29 protein-coding genes and 2 pseudogenes are annotated in these 23,326 nt (G+C 43.7%); 26 read left to right on the forward strand and 5 right to left on the reverse strand.

Annotated features, from left to right (window positions below; genetic code table 11):
- Positions 1 to 52: 52 nt before the first annotated feature.
- The gene (locus tag BMI76_RS05395) at positions 53 to 406 is read right to left on the reverse strand and encodes a DUF3397 family protein (protein ID WP_142355046.1); all 354 of its coding nucleotides are present in this window, start codon (positions 404 to 406) and stop codon (positions 53 to 55) included.
- A 223-nt stretch (positions 407 to 629) separates the two neighbouring features.
- On the opposite strand from BMI76_RS05395, the gene rplK reads away from it, so the two are divergent.
- The 13 genes and pseudogenes from rplK (at position 630) to BMI76_RS10980 (ending at position 8,981) form a co-directional block, all read left to right on the forward strand.
- Positions 630 to 1,055, forward strand: a complete 426-nt coding sequence (gene rplK / locus BMI76_RS05400; RefSeq protein ID WP_003087294.1) for a 50S ribosomal protein L11 — start codon at positions 630 to 632, stop codon at positions 1,053 to 1,055.
- Positions 1,056 to 1,226: 171 nt separating this feature from the next.
- Positions 1,227 to 1,916 carry a 50S ribosomal protein L1 gene (gene rplA, locus BMI76_RS05405; RefSeq protein WP_075346574.1) on the forward strand — a complete coding sequence of 230 codons (690 nt, stop codon included), beginning with the start codon at positions 1,227 to 1,229 and terminating at the stop codon, positions 1,914 to 1,916.
- A 237-nt stretch (positions 1,917 to 2,153) separates the two neighbouring features.
- Entirely contained in the window at positions 2,154 to 2,891 is a 738-nt protein-coding gene (pyrH, locus tag BMI76_RS05410; protein ID WP_075346575.1) for a UMP kinase, read from the forward strand.
- Positions 2,892 to 3,252: 361 nt separating this feature from the next.
- Positions 3,253 to 3,810 carry a ribosome recycling factor gene (gene frr / locus BMI76_RS05415; RefSeq protein WP_075346576.1) on the forward strand — a complete coding sequence of 186 codons (558 nt, stop codon included), beginning with the start codon at positions 3,253 to 3,255 and terminating at the stop codon, positions 3,808 to 3,810.
- A 166-nt stretch (positions 3,811 to 3,976) separates the two neighbouring features.
- Positions 3,977 to 4,834, forward strand: coding sequence for a S1 RNA-binding domain-containing protein (locus BMI76_RS05420; RefSeq protein WP_075346577.1), 858 nt, complete (start codon positions 3,977 to 3,979; stop codon positions 4,832 to 4,834).
- A 22-nt stretch (positions 4,835 to 4,856) separates the two neighbouring features.
- Positions 4,857 to 5,351: a hypothetical protein gene (locus tag BMI76_RS05425; RefSeq protein WP_075346578.1), complete on the forward strand. Its 495-nt coding sequence runs from the start codon at positions 4,857 to 4,859 to the stop codon at positions 5,349 to 5,351.
- Positions 5,352 to 5,636: 285 nt separating this feature from the next.
- A complete protein-coding gene (locus tag BMI76_RS05430) occupies positions 5,637 to 6,053 on the forward strand; it encodes an OsmC family protein (protein ID WP_075346579.1) in 417 nt (138 codons plus the stop codon).
- A gap of 66 nt (positions 6,054 to 6,119) precedes the next feature.
- Positions 6,120 to 6,254: pseudogene (locus tag BMI76_RS05435) on the forward strand (peptide-methionine (S)-S-oxide reductase); the annotation flags it as partial.
- Positions 6,251 to 6,466 (forward strand): YozE family protein, encoded by a 216-nt coding sequence (locus tag BMI76_RS05440; protein WP_075346580.1) that lies wholly within the window; start codon positions 6,251 to 6,253, stop codon positions 6,464 to 6,466. The pseudogene BMI76_RS05435 and the gene BMI76_RS05440, both read left to right, overlap by 4 nt.
- A 142-nt stretch (positions 6,467 to 6,608) precedes the next feature.
- On the forward strand, positions 6,609 to 7,688 hold the full coding sequence (locus BMI76_RS05445; protein ID WP_075346581.1) for a PhoH family protein: 1,080 nt from the start codon (positions 6,609 to 6,611) through the stop codon (positions 7,686 to 7,688).
- Positions 7,689 to 7,738: 50 nt separating this feature from the next.
- Positions 7,739 to 8,236, forward strand: a complete 498-nt coding sequence (locus BMI76_RS05450) for a GNAT family N-acetyltransferase (RefSeq protein ID WP_075346582.1) — start codon at positions 7,739 to 7,741, stop codon at positions 8,234 to 8,236.
- 53 nt (positions 8,237 to 8,289) lie between these two features.
- Positions 8,290 to 8,880 carry an HAD family hydrolase gene (locus BMI76_RS05455; protein WP_142355048.1) on the forward strand — a complete coding sequence of 197 codons (591 nt, stop codon included), beginning with the start codon at positions 8,290 to 8,292 and terminating at the stop codon, positions 8,878 to 8,880.
- On the forward strand, positions 8,814 to 8,981 hold the full coding sequence (locus tag BMI76_RS10980; RefSeq protein ID WP_374057271.1) for a hypothetical protein: 168 nt from the start codon (positions 8,814 to 8,816) through the stop codon (positions 8,979 to 8,981). Before BMI76_RS05455 ends, BMI76_RS10980 begins: the two co-directional genes overlap by 67 nt.
- Positions 8,982 to 9,055: 74 nt before the next feature.
- On the opposite strand, the pseudogene BMI76_RS10885 reads toward BMI76_RS10980, so the two are convergent.
- Together BMI76_RS10885 and BMI76_RS05460 are read right to left on the reverse strand one after the other, a co-directional pair.
- Positions 9,056 to 9,171 (reverse strand): annotated as a pseudogene (locus BMI76_RS10885) (hydrolase TatD); the annotation flags it as partial.
- A gap of 58 nt (positions 9,172 to 9,229) precedes the next feature.
- A complete protein-coding gene (locus BMI76_RS05460) occupies positions 9,230 to 10,552 on the reverse strand; it encodes a DUF4026 domain-containing protein (protein WP_075346583.1) in 1,323 nt (440 codons plus the stop codon).
- A gap of 665 nt (positions 10,553 to 11,217) precedes the next feature.
- On the opposite strand from BMI76_RS05460, the gene ybeY reads away from it, so the two are divergent.
- From ybeY to smpB, 13 genes are all read left to right on the forward strand, one after another.
- On the forward strand, positions 11,218 to 11,712 hold the full coding sequence (gene ybeY / locus BMI76_RS05465) for an rRNA maturation RNase YbeY (RefSeq protein ID WP_075346584.1): 495 nt from the start codon (positions 11,218 to 11,220) through the stop codon (positions 11,710 to 11,712).
- The gene (dagK, locus tag BMI76_RS05470; protein WP_075346681.1) at positions 11,696 to 12,103 is read left to right on the forward strand and encodes a diacylglycerol kinase; all 408 of its coding nucleotides are present in this window, start codon (positions 11,696 to 11,698) and stop codon (positions 12,101 to 12,103) included. The genes ybeY and dagK overlap by 17 nt, the downstream gene beginning before the upstream one ends.
- A 241-nt stretch (positions 12,104 to 12,344) precedes the next feature.
- Positions 12,345 to 13,241 (forward strand): GTPase Era, encoded by an 897-nt coding sequence (gene era, locus BMI76_RS05475; RefSeq protein ID WP_075346585.1) that lies wholly within the window; start codon positions 12,345 to 12,347, stop codon positions 13,239 to 13,241.
- A 384-nt stretch (positions 13,242 to 13,625) separates the two neighbouring features.
- Positions 13,626 to 14,411: an alpha/beta fold hydrolase gene (locus tag BMI76_RS05480; RefSeq protein WP_075346586.1), complete on the forward strand. Its 786-nt coding sequence runs from the start codon at positions 13,626 to 13,628 to the stop codon at positions 14,409 to 14,411.
- Positions 14,412 to 14,474: 63 nt separating this feature from the next.
- A complete protein-coding gene (locus BMI76_RS05485) occupies positions 14,475 to 14,999 on the forward strand; it encodes a DUF664 domain-containing protein (RefSeq protein ID WP_075346587.1) in 525 nt (174 codons plus the stop codon).
- A gap of 167 nt (positions 15,000 to 15,166) precedes the next feature.
- Positions 15,167 to 15,988 carry a DNA-formamidopyrimidine glycosylase gene (mutM, locus tag BMI76_RS05490; protein WP_075346682.1) on the forward strand — a complete coding sequence of 274 codons (822 nt, stop codon included), beginning with the start codon at positions 15,167 to 15,169 and terminating at the stop codon, positions 15,986 to 15,988.
- Positions 15,985 to 16,581 carry a dephospho-CoA kinase gene (gene coaE, locus BMI76_RS05495; RefSeq protein ID WP_307770184.1) on the forward strand — a complete coding sequence of 199 codons (597 nt, stop codon included), beginning with the start codon at positions 15,985 to 15,987 and terminating at the stop codon, positions 16,579 to 16,581. The genes mutM and coaE overlap by 4 nt, the downstream gene beginning before the upstream one ends.
- 16 nt (positions 16,582 to 16,597) lie before the next feature.
- Positions 16,598 to 17,431 (forward strand): bifunctional 2-polyprenyl-6-hydroxyphenol methylase/3-demethylubiquinol 3-O-methyltransferase UbiG, encoded by an 834-nt coding sequence (locus BMI76_RS05500; RefSeq protein ID WP_075346589.1) that lies wholly within the window; start codon positions 16,598 to 16,600, stop codon positions 17,429 to 17,431.
- Positions 17,432 to 17,579: 148 nt separating this feature from the next.
- A complete protein-coding gene (locus BMI76_RS05505; RefSeq protein WP_075346590.1) occupies positions 17,580 to 18,752 on the forward strand; it encodes a multidrug efflux MFS transporter in 1,173 nt (390 codons plus the stop codon).
- A complete protein-coding gene (rpmG, locus tag BMI76_RS05510) occupies positions 18,752 to 18,898 on the forward strand; it encodes a 50S ribosomal protein L33 (protein WP_003087331.1) in 147 nt (48 codons plus the stop codon). Before BMI76_RS05505 ends, rpmG begins: the two co-directional genes overlap by 1 nt.
- 48 nt (positions 18,899 to 18,946) lie before the next feature.
- On the forward strand, positions 18,947 to 19,183 hold the full coding sequence (gene secG / locus BMI76_RS05515; protein WP_075346591.1) for a preprotein translocase subunit SecG: 237 nt from the start codon (positions 18,947 to 18,949) through the stop codon (positions 19,181 to 19,183).
- A 59-nt stretch (positions 19,184 to 19,242) separates the two neighbouring features.
- On the forward strand, positions 19,243 to 21,585 hold the full coding sequence (gene rnr, locus BMI76_RS05520) for a ribonuclease R (RefSeq protein WP_075346592.1): 2,343 nt from the start codon (positions 19,243 to 19,245) through the stop codon (positions 21,583 to 21,585).
- The gene (gene smpB / locus BMI76_RS05525; RefSeq protein WP_075346593.1) at positions 21,548 to 22,018 is read left to right on the forward strand and encodes an SsrA-binding protein SmpB; all 471 of its coding nucleotides are present in this window, start codon (positions 21,548 to 21,550) and stop codon (positions 22,016 to 22,018) included. Before rnr ends, smpB begins: the two co-directional genes overlap by 38 nt.
- Before the next feature lie 88 nt (positions 22,019 to 22,106).
- On the opposite strand, the gene BMI76_RS05530 is transcribed toward smpB, so the two are convergent.
- Positions 22,107 to 22,496 (reverse strand): VOC family protein, encoded by a 390-nt coding sequence (locus BMI76_RS05530; protein ID WP_075346594.1) that lies wholly within the window; start codon positions 22,494 to 22,496, stop codon positions 22,107 to 22,109.
- Positions 22,497 to 22,555: 59 nt separating this feature from the next.
- On the reverse strand, positions 22,556 to 23,221 hold the full coding sequence (locus tag BMI76_RS05535; protein WP_075346595.1) for an NAD(P)H-dependent oxidoreductase: 666 nt from the start codon (positions 23,219 to 23,221) through the stop codon (positions 22,556 to 22,558).
- Positions 23,222 to 23,326 lie beyond the last annotated feature (105 nt).

Genomic DNA, 23,326 nt, shown 5'->3' on the forward strand with positions numbered 1-23,326 from the left:
AAACGAGTCTGGGACATTGTTGCTCCAGACTCGTTTAAGATATAATGTGCTGTCAGTTGGCCAGAAAAGCCGCAATAACAGTTGCTAAATAAAAGAAGAAGGTCAAAATAAAGCCGGCCCGCCAAAAAAATTTGAAAAAGCGTCTGAAAGAAAAAGCCTTTCTTTTCCTGAGCTGCCGAATGGCCAGCGTCAAAGCCAGAATGGACATGGCCAGCAAATAATGCGGCAGAAAACTGTGGGTATAAAACTTAGCTGAGACCAGAACAATTTCTGCTGCAAAAAGCGGCAGTGCCAGGTCAGCAAGATTTAGACCAAAGCGCCTCAAACGAAAGGTGGAAACAATGATATAAGAAAATACAAGGGTGAGAAAAATAAAGGCCACAGCCATAAATTTGTACATAGTCATAATCCTATTTTATAACGATTTTACAAGAAAGTAAACGCCTGAATGAAAATAAAAATGCGCAGGCCTCACATCATTGACAAAGGCAGAACAGAAAAATTCCCTGTTTAAATATCTTGATTTTTGTCTAAAATAGTGTATAATAGGTGAGTATGCTGTAATGGCATATTTGTGGGAGGTAAAAATCTTTTAATTACCGAGAGAACCACAACAGGAGGATTTTATAATGGCTAAAAAAGTCGAAAACATCGTAAAACTTCAAATTCCTGCCGGTAAAGCAACACCAGCTCCGCCAGTCGGACCAGCACTTGGTCAAGCAGGAATCAACATCATGGGATTCACGAAAGAATTTAACGCTCGTACAGCTGACCAAGCTGGTATGATCATCCCAGTTGTTATCTCAGTTTATGAAGACAAATCATTTGATTTCGTTACTAAAACACCGCCGGCTGCTGTTCTTTTGAAAAAAGCTGCAGGTGTTGACAAAGGTTCTGGTGAACCTAATAAAACTAAAGTTGCTTCAGTAACGCGTGCGCAAGTACAAGAAATCGCTGAAACAAAAATGCCAGATTTGAACGCTGCAAACATTGAGTCTGCAATGCGTATGATCGAAGGTACTGCTCGTTCTATGGGATTCACTGTTACTGACTAATAGAAATCCTGATAAGGTGTTATCCGCGTTTACAAAATTTCGCTGCTGTGATAAGGCAGAGGGAAATTAGCTGAACAGCGGGAAGCACCAGACCCGCAATGCTTGATCATATGTTGACGAGTGACGTGGGAGATGAAAATCGATATGACCACATTACAAGGAGAAGATAAAATGGCTAAAAAAAGCAAACAATTACGTGCTGCTCTTGAAAAAATCGACAGCACCAAAGCTTACAGCGTAGAAGAAGCTGTAGCACTCGCAAAAGAAACTAATTTCGCAAAATTTGATGCAACTGTAGAAGTTGCTTACAACCTTAACATTGATGTTAAAAAGGCTGACCAGCAAATCCGCGGTGCCATGGTATTGCCAAACGGTACGGGTAAAACTCAGCGTGTGCTTGTTTTTGCACGCGGTGCCAAAGCTGAAGAAGCTAAAGAAGCTGGTGCAGACTTTGTTGGTGAAGATGACCTTGTTCAAAAAATCAACGGCGGTTGGTTAGATTTTGACGTTGTCATTGCAACACCTGATATGATGGCAGTTGTCGGCCGTCTTGGCCGTGTCCTCGGACCTCGTAACCTTATGCCAAACCCTAAGACTGGTACAGTGACTATGGATGTTGCTAAGGCAGTTGAAGAGTCTAAAGGCGGTAAAATCACTTACCGTGCTGACAAGTCTGGTAACGTACAGGCTATCATTGGTAAAGTATCGTTTGATACAGATAAGTTGGTTGAAAATTTCAAAGCTTTCAATGATGTTATCGTAAAGGCAAAACCTTCTACTGCAAAAGGTACTTATATCACTAACCTTGCTTTGACAACAACTCAAGGTCCTGGTATCAAGGTCGATGCCAGCTCATTCTAAGCAGATAAAAAGATTGGAAATATAGTTTTTCCAGTCTTTTTTATTGGGCAGTCTGATCTCAGGATGATATAAAAGAGAAAACCAGCCTGCAGCTGTTGACGGACAGGTTCTGATTGTATAGGGAATCCGTGAAGCCTGCCTGCCTTTTTGCATTTTCCCTATTTCAAACAGAAAAGATACTATAAATTTTAAAGGAAGTATGGTAAAATATTAGGGATTAAATAAGGAGTACAGATAATGGTAAAACCTAAATATAATCGTGTATTGATTAAACTTTCCGGAGAAGCTCTGGCTGGAGAAAAAGGAGTCGGCATCCATATTCCGACTGTTCAGGCCATCGCTCAGGAAATCAAAGAAGTTCATGATTCAGGTGTTGAAATTGCTCTGGTTATCGGCGGCGGTAACCTCTGGAGAGGAGAACCTGCTTCTGAAGCCGGTATGGATCGTGTTCAGGCTGATTATACGGGTATGCTGGGGACGGTTATGAATGCCCTTGTCATGGCAGACGCGCTTCAGCATGTCGGCGTTGATACGCGTGTTCAGACAGCCATTGCCATGCAGCAGGTCGCAGAGCCTTATATCAGAGGCCGGGCTCTCCGTCATTTGGAAAAAGGCCGTATTGTTATTTTTGCAGCAGGTGTCGGTTCCCCTTACTTCTCAACAGATACCACATCTGCCCTGAGAGCTGCTGAAATTGATGCAGATGCCATTTTGATGGCTAAAAACGGTGTTGACGGAGTTTATAATGATGATCCTCGTAAGAATGCCGATGCTATCAAATTCAATGAGTTAACGCATATGGAAGTCCTTAAGCGCGGTCTGAAGATCATGGACTCGACAGCCAGCTCACTGTCAATGGACAATGATATTGATTTGGTTGTTTTCAATCTTAATGAAGCAGGCAATATTAAGCGTGTCATCTTCGGCGAGCAAATTGGAACAACGGTCACCAGTAAAATTTCTGACTCAGAATAATTGAACACGGCTACGACACTGTGCAAGAAGACAAAGGCTTCCTAGATGCTGGGCATCTTCGTCAGCTTTCCTATTTTGCTGTGTGCCGCTTACGCCTTTGCGACACTTCGTTTGGTTAGTCGATTTTACTGACCAAACGAAGTTAGTGGGAGAGGCAGCCAATTCACTGTGGTGATTGGCGTTTGTTATCAAGTGCAAAGCACTTAGATAACAATCCTCTACCGTATCTTAAATAATTGAACACGGCTACGACACTGTGCAAAAAGACAAAGGCTTCCTAGATGCTGAGCATCTTCGTCAGCTTTCCTATTTTGCTGTGTGTCGCTTACGCCTTTGTATCTTAAATATAAGGAGAATATAAATGGCAAACGCTATTGTAGAAAAAGCAAAAGAAAGATTTGAACAATCTCATCAGTCCCTGGCACGTGAATTCGGCAGTATCCGGGCCGGCCGTGCCAATGCCAGTCTTTTAGACCGCATTGAAGTAGAATATTATGGTGCTCCGACCCCTCTAAACCAGTTGGCTTCAATCACTGTTCCGGAAGCACGTGTCCTTTTGGTGTCGCCATTTGATAAAACATCACTAAAAGACATTGAACATGCCATCAATGCTTCAGATATTGGTATCAACCCGGCAAATGACGGCTCTGTTATCCGTTTGGTTATTCCTGCTTTGACAGAAGAAACCCGCCGCGATCTGGCCAAAGAAGTGAAAAAAGTCGGTGAAAATGCTAAAATTGCTATCCGCAATATTCGCCGCGATGCCATGGATGAAGCTAAGAAGGCAGAAAAAAGCAAAGAAATTACTGAAGATGAGCTGAAATCTTTGGAAAAAGATATTCAAAAGGTAACAGACGATGCTGTCAAACACATTGATGACATGACAGCTAACAAGGAAAAAGAACTGCTTGAAGTCTAAAATTTAAGTTTAACTTCTAAAATCTGCCAGTCTTACTGGCTGCATTCTCCTTGTTTTAAGTCTCTTAAACAGCATCAGAGATATGGGGCAGGCGACACATCAAAACAGTTTTAGCTTTTGATTATGTTCCTGCTCCTATCTTTTCTTAAACAGAAATAGGAATGATATGAATGAATTATTGGCAACTGTTATCACAGGCATGATAACAGATGAAAATGCTGCATTTTACTTTATCCAAAAAGACGGTCTGACATTTGCACTTGATAAAGAAGAAGGCTCCCATCAGCTTGGTGACATGGTCACAGGTTTTGTCTACACAGATCTGCATCAAAAGCCCCGCCTGACAACAGTTATTCCAGCGGTAAGCCGGACGTCTTATGGATGGGGTGTGGTGACGGATGTGCGCCGCGATCTCGGTGTGTTTGTAGATACAGGGATTCCTGACAAGGAAATCGTGGTTTCTTTGGATATTTTGCCGGAATTAAAAGAATTGTGGCCTAAAAAAGGGGATAAATTGTATGTTAAGCTAGATGTGGACAAAAAGGGCCGCATCTGGGGCATCCCTGCTGAACAAATGGTTTTTCAAAAATTAGCCGGTCCGGCTTATGATAATATGCAAAATCAAAATTTGCTGGCCATCGTTTATCGTCTTAAGCTGTCAGGTACCTTTGTTTACTTACCGGACAATAATATGCTGGGCTTTATCCATCCCAGTGAGCGCTATGCGGAACCTCGCTTAGGAGAAGAGGTGACAGCGCGTGTGATTGGCTATCGTCAGGTTGACCGCACGCTCAACCTCTCTTTGAAGCCGCGTTCTTTTGAGATGCTGGAAAATGATGCTCAGATGATTTTGGCTTATCTGGAGAGCAATGGAGGCTTTATGACCTTGAATGATAAGTCTTCGCCAGAAGACATCAAGGCGACCTTCGGTATTTCAAAAGGGCAATTCAAAAAAGTCCTCGGCGGGCTGATGAAGGCAAAGAAAATCAAGCAGGATAGGAACGGAACTGAGTTAATCGGATAAGGTTTCAGATGGGAGACTGGCAATGGTTTTGTGCTTTCAAGTGACCGTAGTCGGTCTCGTGATGAGTTTGGTGTTTAACGGTGCTCTTGCTAAGCTCTGGCTAGCTTATCCGACGGCAGTAGTTTCCATGCTGCCCAAGCAAATCCAAGAGCTGGCTCCCAAGGCTGACTGGGGCCAAAGACAGAAAATCAGATGGCGACTGCTTTGGATTTACTTGCTGACTTTAGGTCTGGGCTTGGTGACGACAGCTTTTCTGCCCATCAGAGGTTTTCTTGCACTATTTGTGACAGGTTATTGGCAGATGTTTTTGGTTAATTTGGGCGACCTCATCGGTCTGGATTGGGTTTTTCGTCAGAAAAAACTGTCTCAGCTGATGATTTCTGGAACTGAAAGATGTTCAGCCTGGCAGACTAAAAACTGGATGATCAGTCTGGGCCTGCCAGAACACCTGATATTGTGGCCCTTAGTAGTTTGTCCGCTTGTGGGTCTGCTCTACCAAGTTTTGCAATTCTTGTAAGATGATGGGAAAGTTTTTATATTCATCCAAGCAGAAACTATTCAAGACTACAGTCCGGCCCCTCCTGACAATTGCAGGGAGGCGTCCGGCAGCTGCATCAGACCATCTGCTAACTGCTTTTGCAGCCAGTATTCAGCCAGTATGAGCAATGATGATGTTCCCACTGTTAACTGATCCAGCTGGCTGTTTCACTTTCTTTGTTTAATCGATTTAAGTCATCTTTATTGACAAAGTCCCTTTGATAATGCCATAATGAGCCTATCTTAAGTCAGTAGGAGGACTTTTATGATTTATCAAACCATTGCGACTAACAGTCAGGGGCTTAGGGGAAAATTGGACTTTTCTGACCATGCTTCCATTGAAACGCAGCATCCTCTTGATAAGGGGGACGGCTTCAATCCTGAACAATTGATTTCCAGCGCTTGGGCAACCTGCCTGAATGCAACTGTTGAATCACTTTTAGAAGCTCAAGGAAAGTCTCATTATCCATCAAAAACAGAAGTAACTGCGACGTTAAATAAAGAAACCAATAAGCCGGGATATTATTTTTCTTTAGATGCAAGAGTGACCATCGAGGGAATGCCGCTGGCACAGGCAGAAAAACTTGTTGAGGAAGCACACCAGCGCTGTCCTGTTTCAAAACTGATCCGGCAATCGCCAACAATAACGCTTCAGGTGGAAGACGCAAAGGCTCTGGATTAAAAAATATCAGCCGTGCGGCAGTTTAAAAAGCTTGTTTTGCTTGGCAGGTGAATGGTCAGTGCTGCTGTAACGACGATTGAAGCAGCGCAGCCCTTTTATGAAGCAGAAAGTTACCATCAGGCTTTCTATCGGAAAAATCCCGAACGCTATGCGCAAAGCAGCGCTGTTCGCCATCAATTTTTAAAGGAGAACTGGCAATGAGAAAATCATTTTATACTTGGCTGATGACGCAGCGCAATTCAAAAAGCAATGACCCTGCTGCTGTTTTGGCAGATCTGGTTTTTGAGGATACTACCTTTCCCAAGCATACGGACAGTTTTGAAACTGTCAGCCGGTATTTGGAAGATGAGGCGAATTTTTCCTTTAATCTGAGTGAATTTGACAAGATTTGGGAAGATTATCTGTCACATTAAAAGTCACGCGGTCAGCGTGATTTTTTGATATAATAATAACAAGAGTAAGAAGATGAAACAGGGCTGCATATCACTATGTATCGGCTTCGGCTGAAAAGAGCAATGTGATATGCTCCCTTAAAAATATACAAAGGAGCTGCTTTTGCAAGATTATTCTGTTGATATTACCTTAAACCATCCTGACGATATGATGAGTCTTTTTGGATCCAATGAGCGTCATTTAAAGCTTATTGAGGAGCATCTCGGTGTCATCATTCATGCCAGAACTGAACGGGTGCAGATTCTGGGAGACAGTGAGGAGGCAGTTAATCTGGCTCGTCTGACGATTGAAGCCCTGCTTGTTTTGGTCGGCCGAGGCATGATCATCAATACTTCGGATGTGGTAACAGCCCTCTCTATGGCTCAAAATGGTTCTATTGATAAATTTGTGGCCCTCTATGAAGAGGAAATTATCAGGGATTCTTATGGCAAGCCCATTCGTGTTAAAACACTGGGGCAGAAAGTTTATGTAGACAGCGTCAAGAATCATGATATTGTTTTTGGTATCGGCCCTGCCGGAACAGGGAAAACCTTTCTGGCTGTCACGCTGGCTATAACAGCTTTAAAAAGAGGTCAGGTCAAACGCATTATTTTAACGCGTCCGGCTGTTGAAGCAGGTGAAAGTCTTGGCTTTTTGCCGGGCGATTTGAGAGAAAAGGTTGATCCTTACCTGCGTCCTGTCTATGATGCCCTTTATCAAATTCTGGGGAAAGAGCAGACCGCACGGCTCATGGAACGTGAAATCATTGAAATTGCGCCCTTGGCTTACATGCGCGGACGGACCTTGGATGATGCCTTTGTCATCTTGGACGAAGCGCAAAATACGACCATCATGCAGATGAAAATGTTTCTGACCCGCCTTGGCTTTAATTCCAAAATGATTGTCAATGGGGATATCAGTCAGATTGATTTGCCTAAAAATGTCAAATCAGGTTTGGTGGACGCTTCAGAAAAACTAAAGGACATTAAACAAATTGATTTTGTTTACCTGTCAGCTAAGGATGTGGTCAGACACCCTGTAGTTGCTGAAATCATCAATGCTTATGAAAGTTCATCCGACAGGGAGCGCAGCTATTTTCCAAAAGAAGAGAAGTCAGGTCTGACCAGCTATGAAACCATTGGTGAGCCAGCCAAGGAGTCAGCAGATGAGCAAGACAGCTCTCTTAGCACTGCACACGACTGAATTTGGGTGGCTTCGCTTGCAGAAGAACCTAAGGAAGCAGAATATAAAAAATGATTGAACCATTATCGACGTCTTACAGCTGCCGCCAACTGACGGAAGCGGATATTCCAAATGTCTTAGCCTTATATGAAAGCAATCCTTTGTATTTTCAGCACTGTCCGCCAGAGCCGAGCTTAGACAGTGTGAGAGAAGATATGCTTCGCCTGCCTGATGGTAAAATCAGGGCTGATAAATTTTTTGTCGGTTTTTGGCATGAACAAGACTTGGTAGCTGTTCTGGATTTTGTCCTGGCCTATCCTGATGAGAAGACTGTTTTTATTGGTCTGTTTATGGTCAATCAAGCTTATCAGGGGAAGGGTGCGGGCAGTCAGATCATCACAGAAGCGCTGGCTCATTTTTCAAAAAAATTTCAAAAAGCGCGTTTAGCCTATGTTAAGGGGAATCCTCAGTCACAAGGCTTTTGGGAAAAACAAGGGTTTAAGGCTGTCGGAGATGAGATTAAGCAGGCACACTATACGGTTGTTGCTATGGAAAAGGTCTTAAACTAACCATTGGTACTGCAAAAAGATTATGACATAGAGATATGAGGTTGATATAAACAATGAAAGCGCTGATTTTTGATGTTGATGATACGCTTTATGACCAAATTCAGCCCTTTCAAAAGGCGCTGGAGAAACATTTAGAAGTAGCAGAAACTTTGCTGGAACCTATTTATATTGCCAGCAGGAAGTATTCAGATGAGGCCTTTGAAGCTGTTAATTCAGGGGAAATGACACTGCAAGCCAGCCATATCTATCGTTTGCAAAGGGCACTGGCTGATTTTGAAATAGAAATATCAAGTGAGGAAGCGCTGACTGTTCAAGCAGACTACAGCCGCTACCAAGGCCAGCTGACCCTTGCTCCGGAGTTCAGGGACGTATTTGCCTACTGTCAGCAAGCAAACATTACTATGGGTGTTATTACCAACGGTCCCCATCAGCATCAGCTAAAGAAGATTAAGAGTCTGGATCTTTTTCGCTGGATTCCTCAGGAGAATGTTCTTATCTCAGGAGCAGTAGGACTTGCCAAACCATCGCGGGAAATCTTTGATTTATTAGCTAAGAAGCTGCAGCTGATATTTATTATATCGGAGATTCTTTTGATAATGATGTTGTCGGCTGTTTTAATGCCGGTTGGAAATCTATCTGGCTGAACCACAGAAACCACCTGCCATCGCAAAAAGAGATTCAGGCAGATCATACTTTGCAGCATCGTTCTGAACTGTTGCCGCTGCTAAAGACAATTCAACAGTAACCTTTCTGACTGCAATTTTATCAACGATGTAACAGCTATAGGCTGTACGTTTTCACGCCTGCGTTTGTGGCTGCTTGATCAAAACCAACGATATTGTAATACCTCAAACCAAGTTCTTTGGCAAGCGCCAGCTCTTCATCTTTGCGGCCAGTGAAATTAGATGCGTATGGATATCAAATATCTGTAGCATTTTTTTATATCTTCTCTTACTTTCTTAAATAAAATCTGAGATCTCTGTGCTTCTTTTTTTAGTCTGCTTCTAATAAATAGACAGTATCTGGTGTTATCGTGTTTTTTTCTGTATAAAGTATCCAATCTGTTAGGTCGGATAAGCTATAATCTCCTTCATCACCTTCATGTAAATGAGAAATATTATAGGGTTCTTGTGTCAATACTGCTCTAAATTTACTGCCATTTATTTCCAAAAGCTGGAACCAAATATGTTCTAATTCATCGGCCGTTTCTCCCTTATCAACCTTAAGCCCTAATTTCAAAAGAACATCATAATGTTCTGATTGACTTTTTAACTTGCGGATACCTTTTTCTAAATAGGTGAACCTTTCTTGTGCCAAGTCTCTCGTTCTACTAGACTCTTCTTTACTGCGATAAAAAATAGGATTCTCAGCCAGCAAATCATTTATTTCAGCCACTTTGCTTATTTTCTTATGCCTATAATTTTTTTCATTTGTGTAAAAGAAAATAAGGGATGTCTCTGCATTATGATCATTTTTGCGATCCTCCAGTGTGCCCAGTCCTGTGTTTTTATAATATCTGATTCCTTCAGTCCAAGGTAAATAGGTAGCAAGGATAGGAGCACCATTGTTGAGCTGACCGAGCACAAGCCCGTATTCATCTTCACTGAGCGTTTCTCCCTCAAGCAGTCTGTCTGAGAAAGTCGCGATGACTTCATGGTGATTAGCATAATTTTCTTGATCTGAATCCAAAATCTCCAATTCTGTAAGACCAAATCGAGCTAATCCATGAGTGTGCAGCCATACTTTATCCTCATTATTATCAATCACTGCTTGTACGCTATACAAATCTCTTAAGGAAGGCAGAGTCTTTGCTTCTATGGTTAATCTAACCCACTTAGCATTTAATATTTTCTCAGCACTTTCATCCAAAAAGGCGAGACTGTTTGGCAGCATAGCTGACAGAATTTCCAGCTGCATTTTATAGGTTTCCTGAGGTTTATCATCAATTTTTAAAAATAAAGTCAGACCTTTCCCCCTATCTTTCAGAGCGAGAATTTCCCTCTCTGAAAAAAACTGCATTTGAAAGGGAAGATAATTGCTAATTTGGAAATCAGAATAGTAAAAGCCCGCTTTAAACGGTCTGCCTTTGTATTCAAATTCAAGACTGCCGGCTCTCTCGTGTTCTTCGTCAGGCCATTCATAATGTTTTAAAGATAAGTGACTGATTTGAGCTACTCGCTCCAGCATGGCCTTATCAAACATCACCTTGTTTTCATCTTCAGGTATGCCGATAAGATACGAAAATTTTTCCCAGTAAGCTAGAGGCTGCTTTTCTATTTTTGGAGGGTAGCACCCTTTTTGCTTAAAAAACCACATAACAAGCCCCCTTTCTTTTATTAGACAAATTTAGTTTATTAACGGAGTAATAAGATGTTCTTACTGCCATTATAACATAGGACAAACTAAAATGTAGCTTGATGAGTGAGAGATAAGAGGATAGCATTTTGGCTCTCATTCACTTCATAAAAACTTGAAAAGATTATCAAGAAAAAACTGCTGACTAGCTGCCTACAATATTAATAGCTGTCATTGGACTCATTGAAGCCGTCGCTAATGGATTGTTTCTGTTTCTTCTCTTTAGGCATAATAATTTGGGAATGGCTCAAAAATTTCACGGAGATTTTATACCTAATCTTCCTAGATGACACTGTTTTGCGGGTGGTTGTGCAGCAATCATGGCTGTCTTCCCCACCCCCTTTCTTTAGAAAGTAGGGGCTTTATGGTATAATAAAGTGATAAGATTAGATCAGGAAGGATAAGGCTGGTTTGTGCTTGAAAGCAGGCACAAACCAAGGTTTGGAATTTAGATTGGTCAAGAAGAAGCTTTACTTGCGGTTTTAAAGAAATCTGCAGCTTTGCTCTTTTAGTTTAAGATTTGAAAGGGCTTAGCCTGCTTCAAATGATTGAGCTGCAGCTGGGTGGCTTGGTTCTTTTGTTTTAACTGTCTAAATTTCTGCCGCATCTGGCCTTTTAGATTAGATATGTATGTTGAAATGATTGATGAGACCGGTAAGGTTCCTGAAAGTATCAAAAAACAAACCTTGGATATTTTAGCGTTTGCCGCTAAAAAGACGGGCAAAGAGGATAAGGAAATGGCGGTCACCTTTGTCAGCAATGAGCGCAGCCATGAACTTAATCTCCTCTATCGTGAGACAGACCGCCCTACAGATGTGATCAGTCTTGAGTACAAACCCGAAACTGAACTGGCTATTGATGAGGAGGATCTGGCAGAAAATCCTGATCTGGCGCAGATGATGGCGGAGTTTGACAGCTATATCGGCGAATTATTTATTTCGGTCGATAAGGCTGAGGAACAAGCCAATGAATACGGCCACAGCTTTGAGCGTGAAATGGGTTTTTTAGCGGTGCATGGTTTTTTACATATCAATGGTTATGACCACTATACTCCCCAAGAAGAAGAAGAAATGTTCAGCCTACAGGAAGAGATATTGAATGCCTATGGACTTAAGAGATAATAAACAAAGCCAAAAAAAATGGAAAAACAGAACCTTAACTTCCAGTCTTGAATTCGCTCTGACGGGTGTTTTTTCGGCTTTTAAGGAAGAGCGCAATATGAAAAAGCATGCGGTATCAGCTGTTTTAGCTGTTATTGCAGGCTTTGTTTTTAAGGTATCAGTTACAGAATGGCTTTTTCTTTTGCTAAGTATTTTTTTGGTTATTACCTTTGAAATTGTTAACTCGGCAATTGAAAATGTAGTTGATTTGGCCAGCGATTATCACTTTTCCATGCTGGCTAAAAATGCTAAAGATATGGCAGCCGGCGCTGTTTTGATGATCTCAGGCTTTGCTGCTTTGACCGGCCTGATTATTTTTGTGCCAAAGATTATTGATTTGATTTTTGGCTAAGGGCAGAGCTGGGGAAAACAGCCCTGTGAGCTTGTCTTGTCAGAGCGTTTGCCCCACAGCTTTAAGCTGGGTTGGCAGTGCAGCCCGAAAGTAATAGAAAAAGTAAAAAAGAAAGGAATGGACGCGTTCATGTTTTGAAATGAACACAGACTAAAAACTGCGAAAAAGACTAGCTGCCTAGAGAATCAAGAGGTTCTACTGGCTGCTTAGCTTTACCTTGTTTTAGCGTCCTCTGTATTTTATGTTTAAATCAGGATTTGTGGCTATTTTAGGCCGTCCTAATGTTGGTAAATCAACATTTCTCAACCATGTCATGGGGCAGAAAATCGCTATCATGAGCGATAAAGCCCAGACAACGCGCAATAAGATTATGGGCATCTATACGACCGATACGGAGCAGATTGTCTTTATTGACACTCCGGGAATTCATAAGCCTAAAACAGCTCTGGGCGATTTCATGGTGGAGTCGGCTTATTCGACCCTGCGTGAAGTGGAAACCGTCCTTTTTATGGTGCCGGCTGATGAGGAGCGCGGCAAGGGCGATAATATGATTATGGAGCGCCTCAAGGCTGCTAAGGTTCCTGTTATTCTGGTTATCAATAAGATTGACAAGGTCCATCCCGATCAGCTTTTGGAGAAAATTGAGGATTTCCGTTCGCAGATGGACTTCAAGGAAATAGTTCCCATTTCAGCGCTTCAGGGCAATAATGTGGAAACTCTGATGACCATTCTCAAGGACAATCTGGAGGAAGGTTTCCAGTATTTCCCTGAAGACCAAATTACTGACCATCCGGAACGTTTCTTGGTCTCTGAAATGATTCGCGAGAAAATCCTGAAGCTGACCGAGCAGGAAGTTCCGCACTCAGTTGCCGTCGTTATCGAATCCATGAAGCGAGACGAAGAGACCGATAAGGTCCATATCCGCGCAACCATCATGGTGGAACGTGACAGCCAAAAAGGAATCATCATCGGCAAACAAGGAGCCATGCTCAAGAAAATCGGCAAGATGGCTCGCCGCGACATCGAACTCATGCTGGGCGATAAGGTCTACCTGGAAACCTGGGTCAAGGTCAAGAAAAACTGGCGGGATAAGAAACTGGACTTGGCAGACTTCGGCTATAATAAGAAGGAGTATTGAGAGTGGGACAGAAATCATTATTTCGGAGAAATTGATTTCGTCGTCCCACCTCCGCACAGTTGATTAGGATGACCGCTATCACTTGCGAAGCAAGGGATGAGGATTTCCAATCAACCACTGCGTCAATTGTTTAGTACTGTATAAATTGAAAGCGTTTGGAACGTTTATCCTAGGTTCATGACTGCCATCTTGCAATAGAAAAGTGGCAGGAGCATGAGCCGGAAAACTGGTGAGCGAGGTACGGCCAAGTGGACTGTTTTAGGCCATCGCCTGAAAATAAGAAAGCGGAGGTCCGGGGGACCTTTTTAACCCGAGTCCAGAAATGGGGAAGTGAGGCACGGATAGATTCGCAGTCCAAGTTGAGCTTAGTGAAGGAACAGACCAATGACAGCTAACTTATTTATCGAAGAGACAGGACAAGAACAGAAACAAACGATAATCTTTTTGCACGCCTCTGGTTCCAGCAGCAGGATGTGGCGGAATCATTTGGCTGCACTTCAAAATGATTTTCATTGTATTGTCATTGATCTTCCCGGACATGGCAATAGCCGTGATATTGAATGGACAAGGTTTGATGAAGTCGCTGATCTCATTGCTGAAATAATTAAAAGCAGGTCGCATGGCAAGCCGCACCTTGTTGGACTGTCGCTAGGTGCCTGCCTCATTTTTAGTCTGCTGGAAAAGCATGCTGACTTGATTGACCGAGTGATTGTTGATGGTGCCGGTCATCAACCCATAAAAGGACATGGCAAAGTCATTGCGGGTGTCTATTTTATGTCATATTTAAAAAATACTAAGCTAATCGCAAAACTCATGACTAATATGATGACCAAGAGCGGGGTTCCTCAAGAAGACTGCCAGCTGTTTATTGAAGATTTACAAAGATCAACGAAGCGTTCCTTTCGCCGTGCTATGTCACAGGCTAATCTGTTAAAGGTCAATGCAAACTTTGATAACCCTGCTTTCTTTGTTTCAGGCGGTAAGGAATCTGAGACAATTCATCAATCGCATCAGCTACTAGCAGGACAACATACCAACAGTGAATGTGCCTATTATCCCAATAAGGGTCATGCTTGGCTGCTTAGTGATGTTGCTACGCATATTCAGCTGGTAAGGTATTTTTTACAGGGAGCTGCATTTCCAGAGAATTTGAGACGATTTGCTGATTAAGTGTATGTAAGCTAACATTTATAGCTGGGCGGTCCCCAGCTTTTGCCATAAGGAGGTAACAGTATGACTTATTTAGATATGTTGGTAGAAAGTGTTGACCGTGCACAGGAACGATTTGATCGTTTGTTTAAAGGTGTAACAGTTGAAGAGGCTAGTCGTTTCCCGGCTGCAGAGGTTTCAGGTCAAATTAAATCCATGACCTGGCTGGCTTGGCACACGGCGCGGGAAATGGATTTACAGATTTCTGATTTAGCCAATGCAGAGCCAATCTGGTTTAGTCAGGGCTGGAGAGAAAAGTTTCATTTGGACTTGCCCGATGATACGCCAGACTGGCAGCATTCCTTGGAGGAAGCCCAAAAGGTTCAGGTGGATGACCTAAGTCTTGTGCTGGGCTATTTGGATGCAGCTGCCAAGCTTACTAAAGACTACCTCAAGTCGCTGGATGAAGACAGTCTTGCTGATATTGTGGACGACTCTTGGACGCCTGCGGTCACTCGCGGTGCCCGTCTGGTGTCCATCATTGATGATGCTGCCATGCATTCGGGTCAGGTCATCTATGCCAGACGTTTGCTGGGTTTGACAGATTAAGCTGTTAAAAAAGCCAAAACGTATAAAAAATTAATGAAAGAAAGGAAGGGGCAGCCTAGATTCCCAGAGGAAAAGCTGACGAAAAAGATAAGAGGCCTAGGAAATCAAATTTTTCTGTCTTGTCCTTATTTCTATCAGTTTTTCCGGCTGTTCCTGATGTCTTAGATATGCCCGAATTACCAGAGGTTGAGACGGTCAGACGCGGTTTGGAGTGTTTGATTGTTGGCAAAAAGATTGTATCGGCAGATGTGCGTGTGCCCAAGATGGTCAAGACGGATTTTGACAGCTTCAAACTGGACTTGCCGGGTCAGACGGTTCACTCTATGCGCCGCCGCGGCAAATATCTCATTTTTGATTTAGGCGCTCAGGTGCTGATTTCGCATCTGCGCATGGAAGGCAAGTATCTGCTCTTTCCCGAGCAAGTGCCCGATAATAAGCACTTTCATGTCTTCTTTCATTTAGGTGACGGCTCAACCTTGGTGTATCAGGATGTCCGCAAGTTTGGAACATTTGAACTGCTGGCAAAATCGGCTGAAACTGCTTATTTCAAACAAAAGAAATTAGGGCCTGAGCCAAGCAAAAAAGACTTTAAACTGGCGCCCTTTGAGCGAGCTGTCTTGTCTTCTCATAAGCCTATTAAGCCGCTGCTTTTGGAGCAAAAATTGGTTGCTGGTCTAGGCAATATCTATGCCGATGAGGTTCTCTGGGCAGCTAAGGTCTATCCGGAACGTTCGGCCGACAGCCTGAAAAAAACAGAAATCAAGCGCATCCATGACGAAACCATTCGTATTTTGCAGCTGGGAATTGCGCAGGGCGGATCAACTATTCGTACCTACCGCAACGCACTTGGTGAAGACGGAACCATGCAGCAGTACTTGCAGGTCTACGGCAAATCTGGTGAGCCTTGTTCGCGCTGTGGAGCAGAGATTCAGAAAATCAAAGTAGGAGGACGCGGGACGCATTTTTGCCCGTCCTGTCAAAAACGATGAGCAAGATTATTGGAATTACAGGCGGCATTGCCTCCGGCAAGTCAACGGTTGTGGAGCACATTCGCCGAGCCGGCTATCAGATTATTGATGCGGATCAGGTCGTGCATGAGCTGCAAAAAAAGGGAGGCAGACTTTATCAGGCGCTCATTCTTGCCTTTGGGACAGAGATTTTAGCAGCTGATGGGGAGCTGGACAGACCTAAATTGGCTCAGCTGATTTTTTCCAATAAAGAAAATCAGGAAAAATCTGCCAAGCTGCAAAATCGGATTATCCGTGAGGAATTGGCCCGCAGGCGTGATGCTTTGGCTGCTAAAGAGCCTCTCTTTTTTATGGATATTCCGCTCCTTTATGAGCTGGACTATCAGGACTGGTTTGATGAAATCTGGCTAATCTATGTTGATGAGGACAAGCAGCTGGAGCGGCTGATGAAGCGCGATCACTACAGTCTTGATGAGGCGGCTAAACGTCTGGCTGCCCAGATGCCCTTACAAAATAAAAAGAAATGTGCTCAGGTTATCATTGACAATAATGGCAGCCCGAAAGAGACTCTGCAGCAGCTTCAGGTGCAGTTAAAGCGTTTAGCAGATGGCTGATTGAAAGGAAAAAGCAATGGCTGAAAATTATTTTGAAGACAATCGTGTCAACTGGAATGACCGTGCCCGTCTGCATCAAGAATCAGGCTACGGAATTAATGAACTCCTAGAAGACGAAACTTATATCACACCCGAAGTCGCCCAGGATAAGGAGTTAATAGGAGATCTGACGGGCAAAGCTGTTGTCCATCTCCAGTGCCATCTAGGCACAGATACTGTTAGTCTGGCACGTTTAGGGGTTGAGCGTCTCGTCGGTTTAGACCTTTCTGATGAATCTTTGAAGCGTGCTAAAGAGCTGGCTGAAAAGGCTAAAGCCGATATTGAATTTATAGAAGCCAATGTCTACGATGCTAGAGAAGCCATCGAGGGAGACTTTGATTTGGTGTATACGTCCTTGGGTGTCCTGTGCTGGCTGCCAGACATCGCTGCTTGGGGCAGAGTCGTTGCCAGTCTCTTGAAGCCTGGCGGCAGGTTTATCATTCGCGATGACCATCCCATGTTTATGACTCTTGGTGAGGACATTAGTCAAGGTTTTAAAATTGAACAGCCTTATTTTGAACAGGCAGAGCCTATGACTTGGGAAGACGAAGGGTCTTACATCGAAGCAGCTGCGTCTTCAGAAAAAATCCAGCATCCGCGCAATCACCAGTGGAACCATGCACTCAGTGAAATTATTATGGCCTTGATTGAAGCAGGTTTGCAGATTGATGTGGTTGATGAAAGCAAGCAATCTTCTTGGAATATCTGGCCGGACTTGATGGAAAAACGTTCGGGCGCTTATGTTCTCAAAGAGGATTCCCAAAACCTGCCCTTGCAGTTTCTCATTGCAGCTCATAAGCCTAAAGGCTAGCTGTGAAGGGAAATAAAAACAGTTTCAAATAAGACAGATTGCTAATCAAAAAAATCCGTTTTGTGCTATAATAATGAAGCAGTTTAGAGAAAGAAGATGATGAATTATAGAAGCGCAGAGTGTTGTGACTGTAAATTGGCGGCAGAATATGAGAGTCGCTTGGTTTGGCAATTTTCTGACCGGAGCAAGTTTTTCACTGGTTATGCCTTTCATGGCACTTTTTGTGGAAGAGCTGGGCGCTGATCCGAGCAGAGTGGAATTCTATGCGGGTCTGTCAGTATCACTGTCAGCTCTGGCTTCAGCTCTGGTTGCTCCTATTTGGGGAAAACTGGCTGACCGCTATGGGCGTAAGCCCATGATGATTCGGGCCAGTCTGGTTATGGCCTTTACCATGGGAGGCTTGGCCTTTGTTCCCAATGTCTTTTGGTTACTAACGCTAAGGCTCATCAATGGCGCCTTTGCAGGCTATGTGCCTAATTCTACCGCCTTGATTGCGGGTCAGGCCCCGCAGGAAAAACTAGGCTATGCACTGGGGACGCTGGCAACGGGAGTTACGGCCGGTACTTTGATTGGCCCTCTTTTGGGCGGTTATTTTGCTGATTTACTAGGCATTCGCAATCTCTTTCTTTTTGTCGGCAGTCTGCTTTTGCTGCTGAATTTTATGACCATCTTTTTAATTAAGGAAGACTTTACACCGGTTAAAAGAAGCGATGAACTGCCAACCAGAGAACTGCTGAAGCAGATTAAAAACCGTCAGATCATGGTGGGGCTTTTTGTGACCAGCATGATTATCCAAATTTCAGCTCAGTCCATTGCACCGATTTTAACACTTTACATCCGTCATCTGGGTCAGACCGACAACCTCATGTTTGTATCAGGCCTGATTGTATCCAGCATGGGATTTTCCAGCATGCTATCCAGCTCTTTTCTGGGGAAAGTCGGGGATCGTATCGGCAACCACCGTCTCTTGCTGGCCGCCCTTTTTTACAGTTTTTGCATGTATATTTCTTTTGCTCATGCCAAAACGCCTCTGCAGCTGGGGCTGCTTCGCTTCATGTACGGCTTTGGAACAGGAGCCTTGATGCCCAGTGTCAACTCTCTCTTGACCAAGATTACTCCTAAGGAAGGAATTTCACGTATTTTTAGCTACAATCAGATGTTTACCAATATGGGGCAGGTCATCGGGCCTTTTATTGGATCGAGCGTGGCTGCAGGACTGGGATATGACTGGGTCTTTTATGTGACCAGTCTGATTGTCTTCGTTAATTTCTCTTGGAGCCTCATCAATTTTAGACATTATTTGAAAGTTAAGGAAATTTAGTGCGTATTAAGATTCATTTACAGTGTTCGAGCTGCGGCAGCAAGAATTATCTGACCAGCAAAAATAAGCAAAATCACCCTGAAAAAATTCAAGTGCTCAAGTACTGTCCCAAGGAAAGAAAAGTAACCCTGCATGTTGAATCTTAGCAGGAAATATGTTAGAATGGCTAAGATGACAGTGGAGGAAGTAAGTACATGTACAAGTTTTTATTAACAGCACTTCTGGTTTTATCTTTTATTTTGATAATTGCGATTTTTATGCAGCCGCAAAAAAATCCCAGCAGCAATGTTTTTGATAACAGCGGATCGGAAGCTTTGTTTGAACGTACGAAAGCTCGGGGCTTTGAAGCCTTTATGCAGCGCTTTACAGCGGTTCTAGTCTTCTTTTGGCTGGCAATTGCCTTGGCGCTTGCGATTTTATCAAGTAAATAAAAAGTGAGCTTGACCTGGTCTGGCTTATTTTTTTTGAAACAAACAATCAAGGAAAGAAAATGAAAGAAAAAATTATTAATTATTTGCAGGAGAAGGGCAAATCAAGCGTTGATGACCTGGCCAGCAGCCTAAATATGGCCGGTGCGAAAAAATTCCCTTCGCTGATTAAGGCCATTTCCAGTCTTGAAAGCAAGGGAAAACTGCGCTTTGAGCGAGACGGGAGCATCTCACTGAGGAAACAAACAGAAAAGAAAGACCAGATTACCGTTAAGGGGATTTTTCGGGCTAACAAGGCAGGCTTTGGCTTTGTGACTGTTGATGAGGCAGAAGAGGATCTTTTTGTCGGCCGCAACGATACCGGTTATGCCATTGACGGTGATACGGTTGAAGTGGTCATTAAAAAGGTAGCTGACCGTCTGAAAGGAACGGCAGCAGAAGCGCGTGTGGTTAGGATTGCTGAGCACAGCTTGAAGACTGTTGTCGGCCGCTTCGTTTTAGATGATGAAAAACCGCGTTATGCCGGTTATATTAAGAGCAAAAATCAAAAAATCAGCCAAAAAATTTACATCAAAAAAGAACCCATTGCTTTAGACGGTACTGAAATTATCAAGGTTGCTATTGATAAGTACCCTACACGGGGCCATGATTATTTTGTTGCCAGTGTCCGTGATATTGTGGGCCATCAAGATGATGTGGGCATAGATGTCTTGGAAATTTTAGAGTCCATGGATATTGTGTCAGCATTTCCCGATGCCGTTTTAGCAGAAGCTGAGGCTATTGCAGAAAAGCCGAGCAGCAAAGATTTTATTGGTCGCCTTGATCTGCGCGATGAGATCACCTTTACCATTGACGGGGCTGATGCTAAGGATTTGGATGATGCGGTTCATATCAAACTGCTGGATAACGGCAACTTTGAGCTTGGCGTGCATATTGCGGATGTTTCTTATTATGTTAAGGAAGGCTCCGCCTTGGATCGCGAAGCCCTGGCCAGAGGAACCAGTGTCTATGTGACAGACCGAGTGGTTCCCATGCTGCCTGAGCGGCTGTCAAACGGCATCTGCTCTCTCAATCCCAATCTTGACCGCCTGACCCAGTCGGCCATTATGGAAATTGATAAACAAGGGCATGTTGTTCGCTACCAAATCACCCAGACAGTCATCAAGACAGCCTTTCGCATGACTTACAGCGATGTCAATCAGATTATCAGCGGTGATAGGGAGCTGACAGAGAAATACAGCAAGATTGTGCCCTCTATCCATTATATGGTGACCCTGCACAAGATTTTAGAGAAAATGCGTGAGAAACGCGGAGCTCTCAACTTTGACACCTCAGAGGCTAAAATTTTGGTCAATGATAAAGGTGTTCCTCTGGATGTTGTGCTGCGCCGGCGCGGGATTGCCGAACGCATGATTGAATCTTTCATGCTGGCTGCCAATGAATGCGTGGCTGAGCATTTTGCTAAGAAAGAGCTGCCTTTTATCTATCGGATTCACGAGGAACCCAAGGCTGAAAAGATACAGCAGTTTATGGATCATGCCAGCATTTTTGGTGTCAGCATCCGAGGCACCGCTAATAACATCAGTCAGGCAGCTCTGCAGGACTTTATGAAAAAAATGGAAGGTCAGCCCGGCAGTGAAGTGCTCTCAATGATGCTGCTGCGCTCCATGCAGCAGGCGCGGTATTCAGAGCACAATCACGGCCATTACGGTTTGGCTGCTGAGTTTTATACGCATTTTACCAGCCCGATTCGCCGCTATCCCGACCTTTTGGTGCAGCGCCTGGTGCGCGAATATGACAGACCAAATGCTGAAAAAATAGAGCATTTTGCTGAGCGGATTCCTGAAATTGCGGCACAAAGCAGCAGTCTGGAACGCCGGGCGGTTGATGCTGAACGCGCTGTTGAGGCTATGAAAAAAGCTGAATACATGGAAAATTATCTGGGACAAGAGTTTGAAGGTGTCGTATCCAGTGTTGTTAAATTTGGCCTCTTTGTAGAGCTGCCAAATACTATTGAGGGGCTCATTCATGTAACAACTCTGCCGGAATTCTATCATTTTAATGAACGCAGCCTCAGCCTTCAAGGGGAAAAATCCGGTACCGTTTTCCGTGTCGGCCAGAAAATAAAAGTGAAAGTGATCAAGGCTGACAAAGCAACCGGCGATATAGATTTTGACTATATCCCCAGTGATAATGATGTTGTTGAGAAGGTTTCACAGGCGAAAAAGGGTAAGCCGCGTCGTTCACGCCCAAGTGGCGACAGCAGCTCAACAACCGCTAAGCGCAGCAGGAAATCGGCTCTTTCACAAAAGAAGTCAAAAAAGAAAAAGCCTTTTTACAAAGAGGCAGTGAAGAAAGGAGGCAAGCATGGCAAAGGGGCAGGGAAACGTCGTCGCACAAAATAAGAAAGCGCGGCACGATTATGAGATTTTAGAAACCTACGAGGCCGGACTTGTGCTGACGGGAACTGAGATCAAAAGTGTGCGGGCAGCCAGAATAACGCTTAAAGACGGTTTTGCCCAGATCAAAAACGGTGAGGCTTGGCTGAACAATGTTCACATTACACCCTATGAGCAGGGCAATATTTGGAATCAGGATCCCGACCGCACGCGCAAGCTCCTGCTGAAAAAGAAAGAGCTTGCCAAGCTGGAAAATGAGCTGAAAGGCTCAGGAATGACCTTGGTTCCTCTTAAGGTCTATCTCAAAAATGGCTTTGCCAAGGTTTTGCTGGGTCTGGCAAAAGGGAAGCACGACTATGATAAGCGCGAAACCATCAAGCGCCGCGAGCAGGAAAGAAATATTAAGCGTATCATGAAGAATGTCAACATGCGGGCTTAATAGATCTTATCATTAACATCGTTTCTATTTAAAAAAGCGAGAGATGTCTTCCTTTCAGGAATTGACTCTCCCGCTTTTTTCTTTGGTCTTAAGCATTAAATTTTTTTAAATCGATAATTTCAATTTTGTAACCATCTGGGTCTGTGATAAAATAGTACATCTTTGGTCTTCCGGGCAGACCTGACAGATCGGTCACGGTATAGCCCGCTTCTTTATGAGCCTTGTGGCTGCCTTCCAGATCATCGACCCCAACAGCAATATGGCCGTAGCCGTTGCCCAAATCGTAGGCTTCATGGTCGTAGTTGTAGGTCAGCTCTAATTCATAATCAGGGTCATCATCTAAAGCCAGATAAACAATCGTAAATTTATGCTCTGGAAAATCTCTGCGGCGGGCTTCTTTAAAGCCGAGTGCGTCTTGATAGAATTTAAGTGAAGCGTCTAAGTCCTTAACGCGGACACAGGTATGTAAAAATTTCATAAGTATTTCCTTTCTTTAATTAAGGGTTAAGCTGTTTTAGTCAAACAGAAAAACTGCTGTTACTTAGGCCAAGTAATGACTTCTTCGCGCGGCTTGCGTGATCTAGGATGTTTAGGGTCCCGCAGGCGGTAGCCAAAGGAAATCATATTGGCAATGCCTTCGGTTTGAGGATTGATAAGACCGGCTTGGCTTAAGATATGATTGGCCTTGTCATAATCAAATCCTTCGATTGGACAGGAGTCAATGCCAATCATGCTGGCCGCGGTCATCATATTGCCCATGGCAATGTAAGTCTGCTTAGCAGCCCAGTCAAACAAAGCACGCTCGCTGTCCAGCTTCAAATCACTTTCCTGGAAAGACTGATAGAGCTTGAGACGGGCATCCAAGCCTTCCCCCTCTTTTATCCCGCGGCGGATCAGGCTTTGACGGATATTTTCCGAATCATAGCGGACGTCTTTGCTGGCTATGGACAGGACAAAATGGCTGGCTGTTTCCAGCTGGTACTTAGCTCCCCAAGCAATTTCTTTGAGCTGCTTTTTGACCTGCTCATCTTCCAAAACGATAAAGCGCCAAGGTTCAAGGCCGATAGAAGACGGGCTGAGCCAGGCCGTATCAAGGATAAATTCCATGTCTTCTTTGGGAATCTTCTGGTCATTATAAACCCGTACGGCAACACGGTGATCAAAAGCTTGACGGACTTGTTTTTTAATGTCTTCTTTAGTCATAGTCAATGTCTCCTTAGTTTGATAAATTTATCATACCATAATTTATGAAAATAGGGGGAAAGAGTCCCTAACAATTTTTGCAGATGCCAATTTCAATTAACCTTG

Origin of the sequence: Streptococcus sp. 'caviae', from assembly GCF_001937065.1 — a bacterium.
Classification (GTDB): domain Bacteria; phylum Bacillota; class Bacilli; order Lactobacillales; family Streptococcaceae; genus Streptococcus.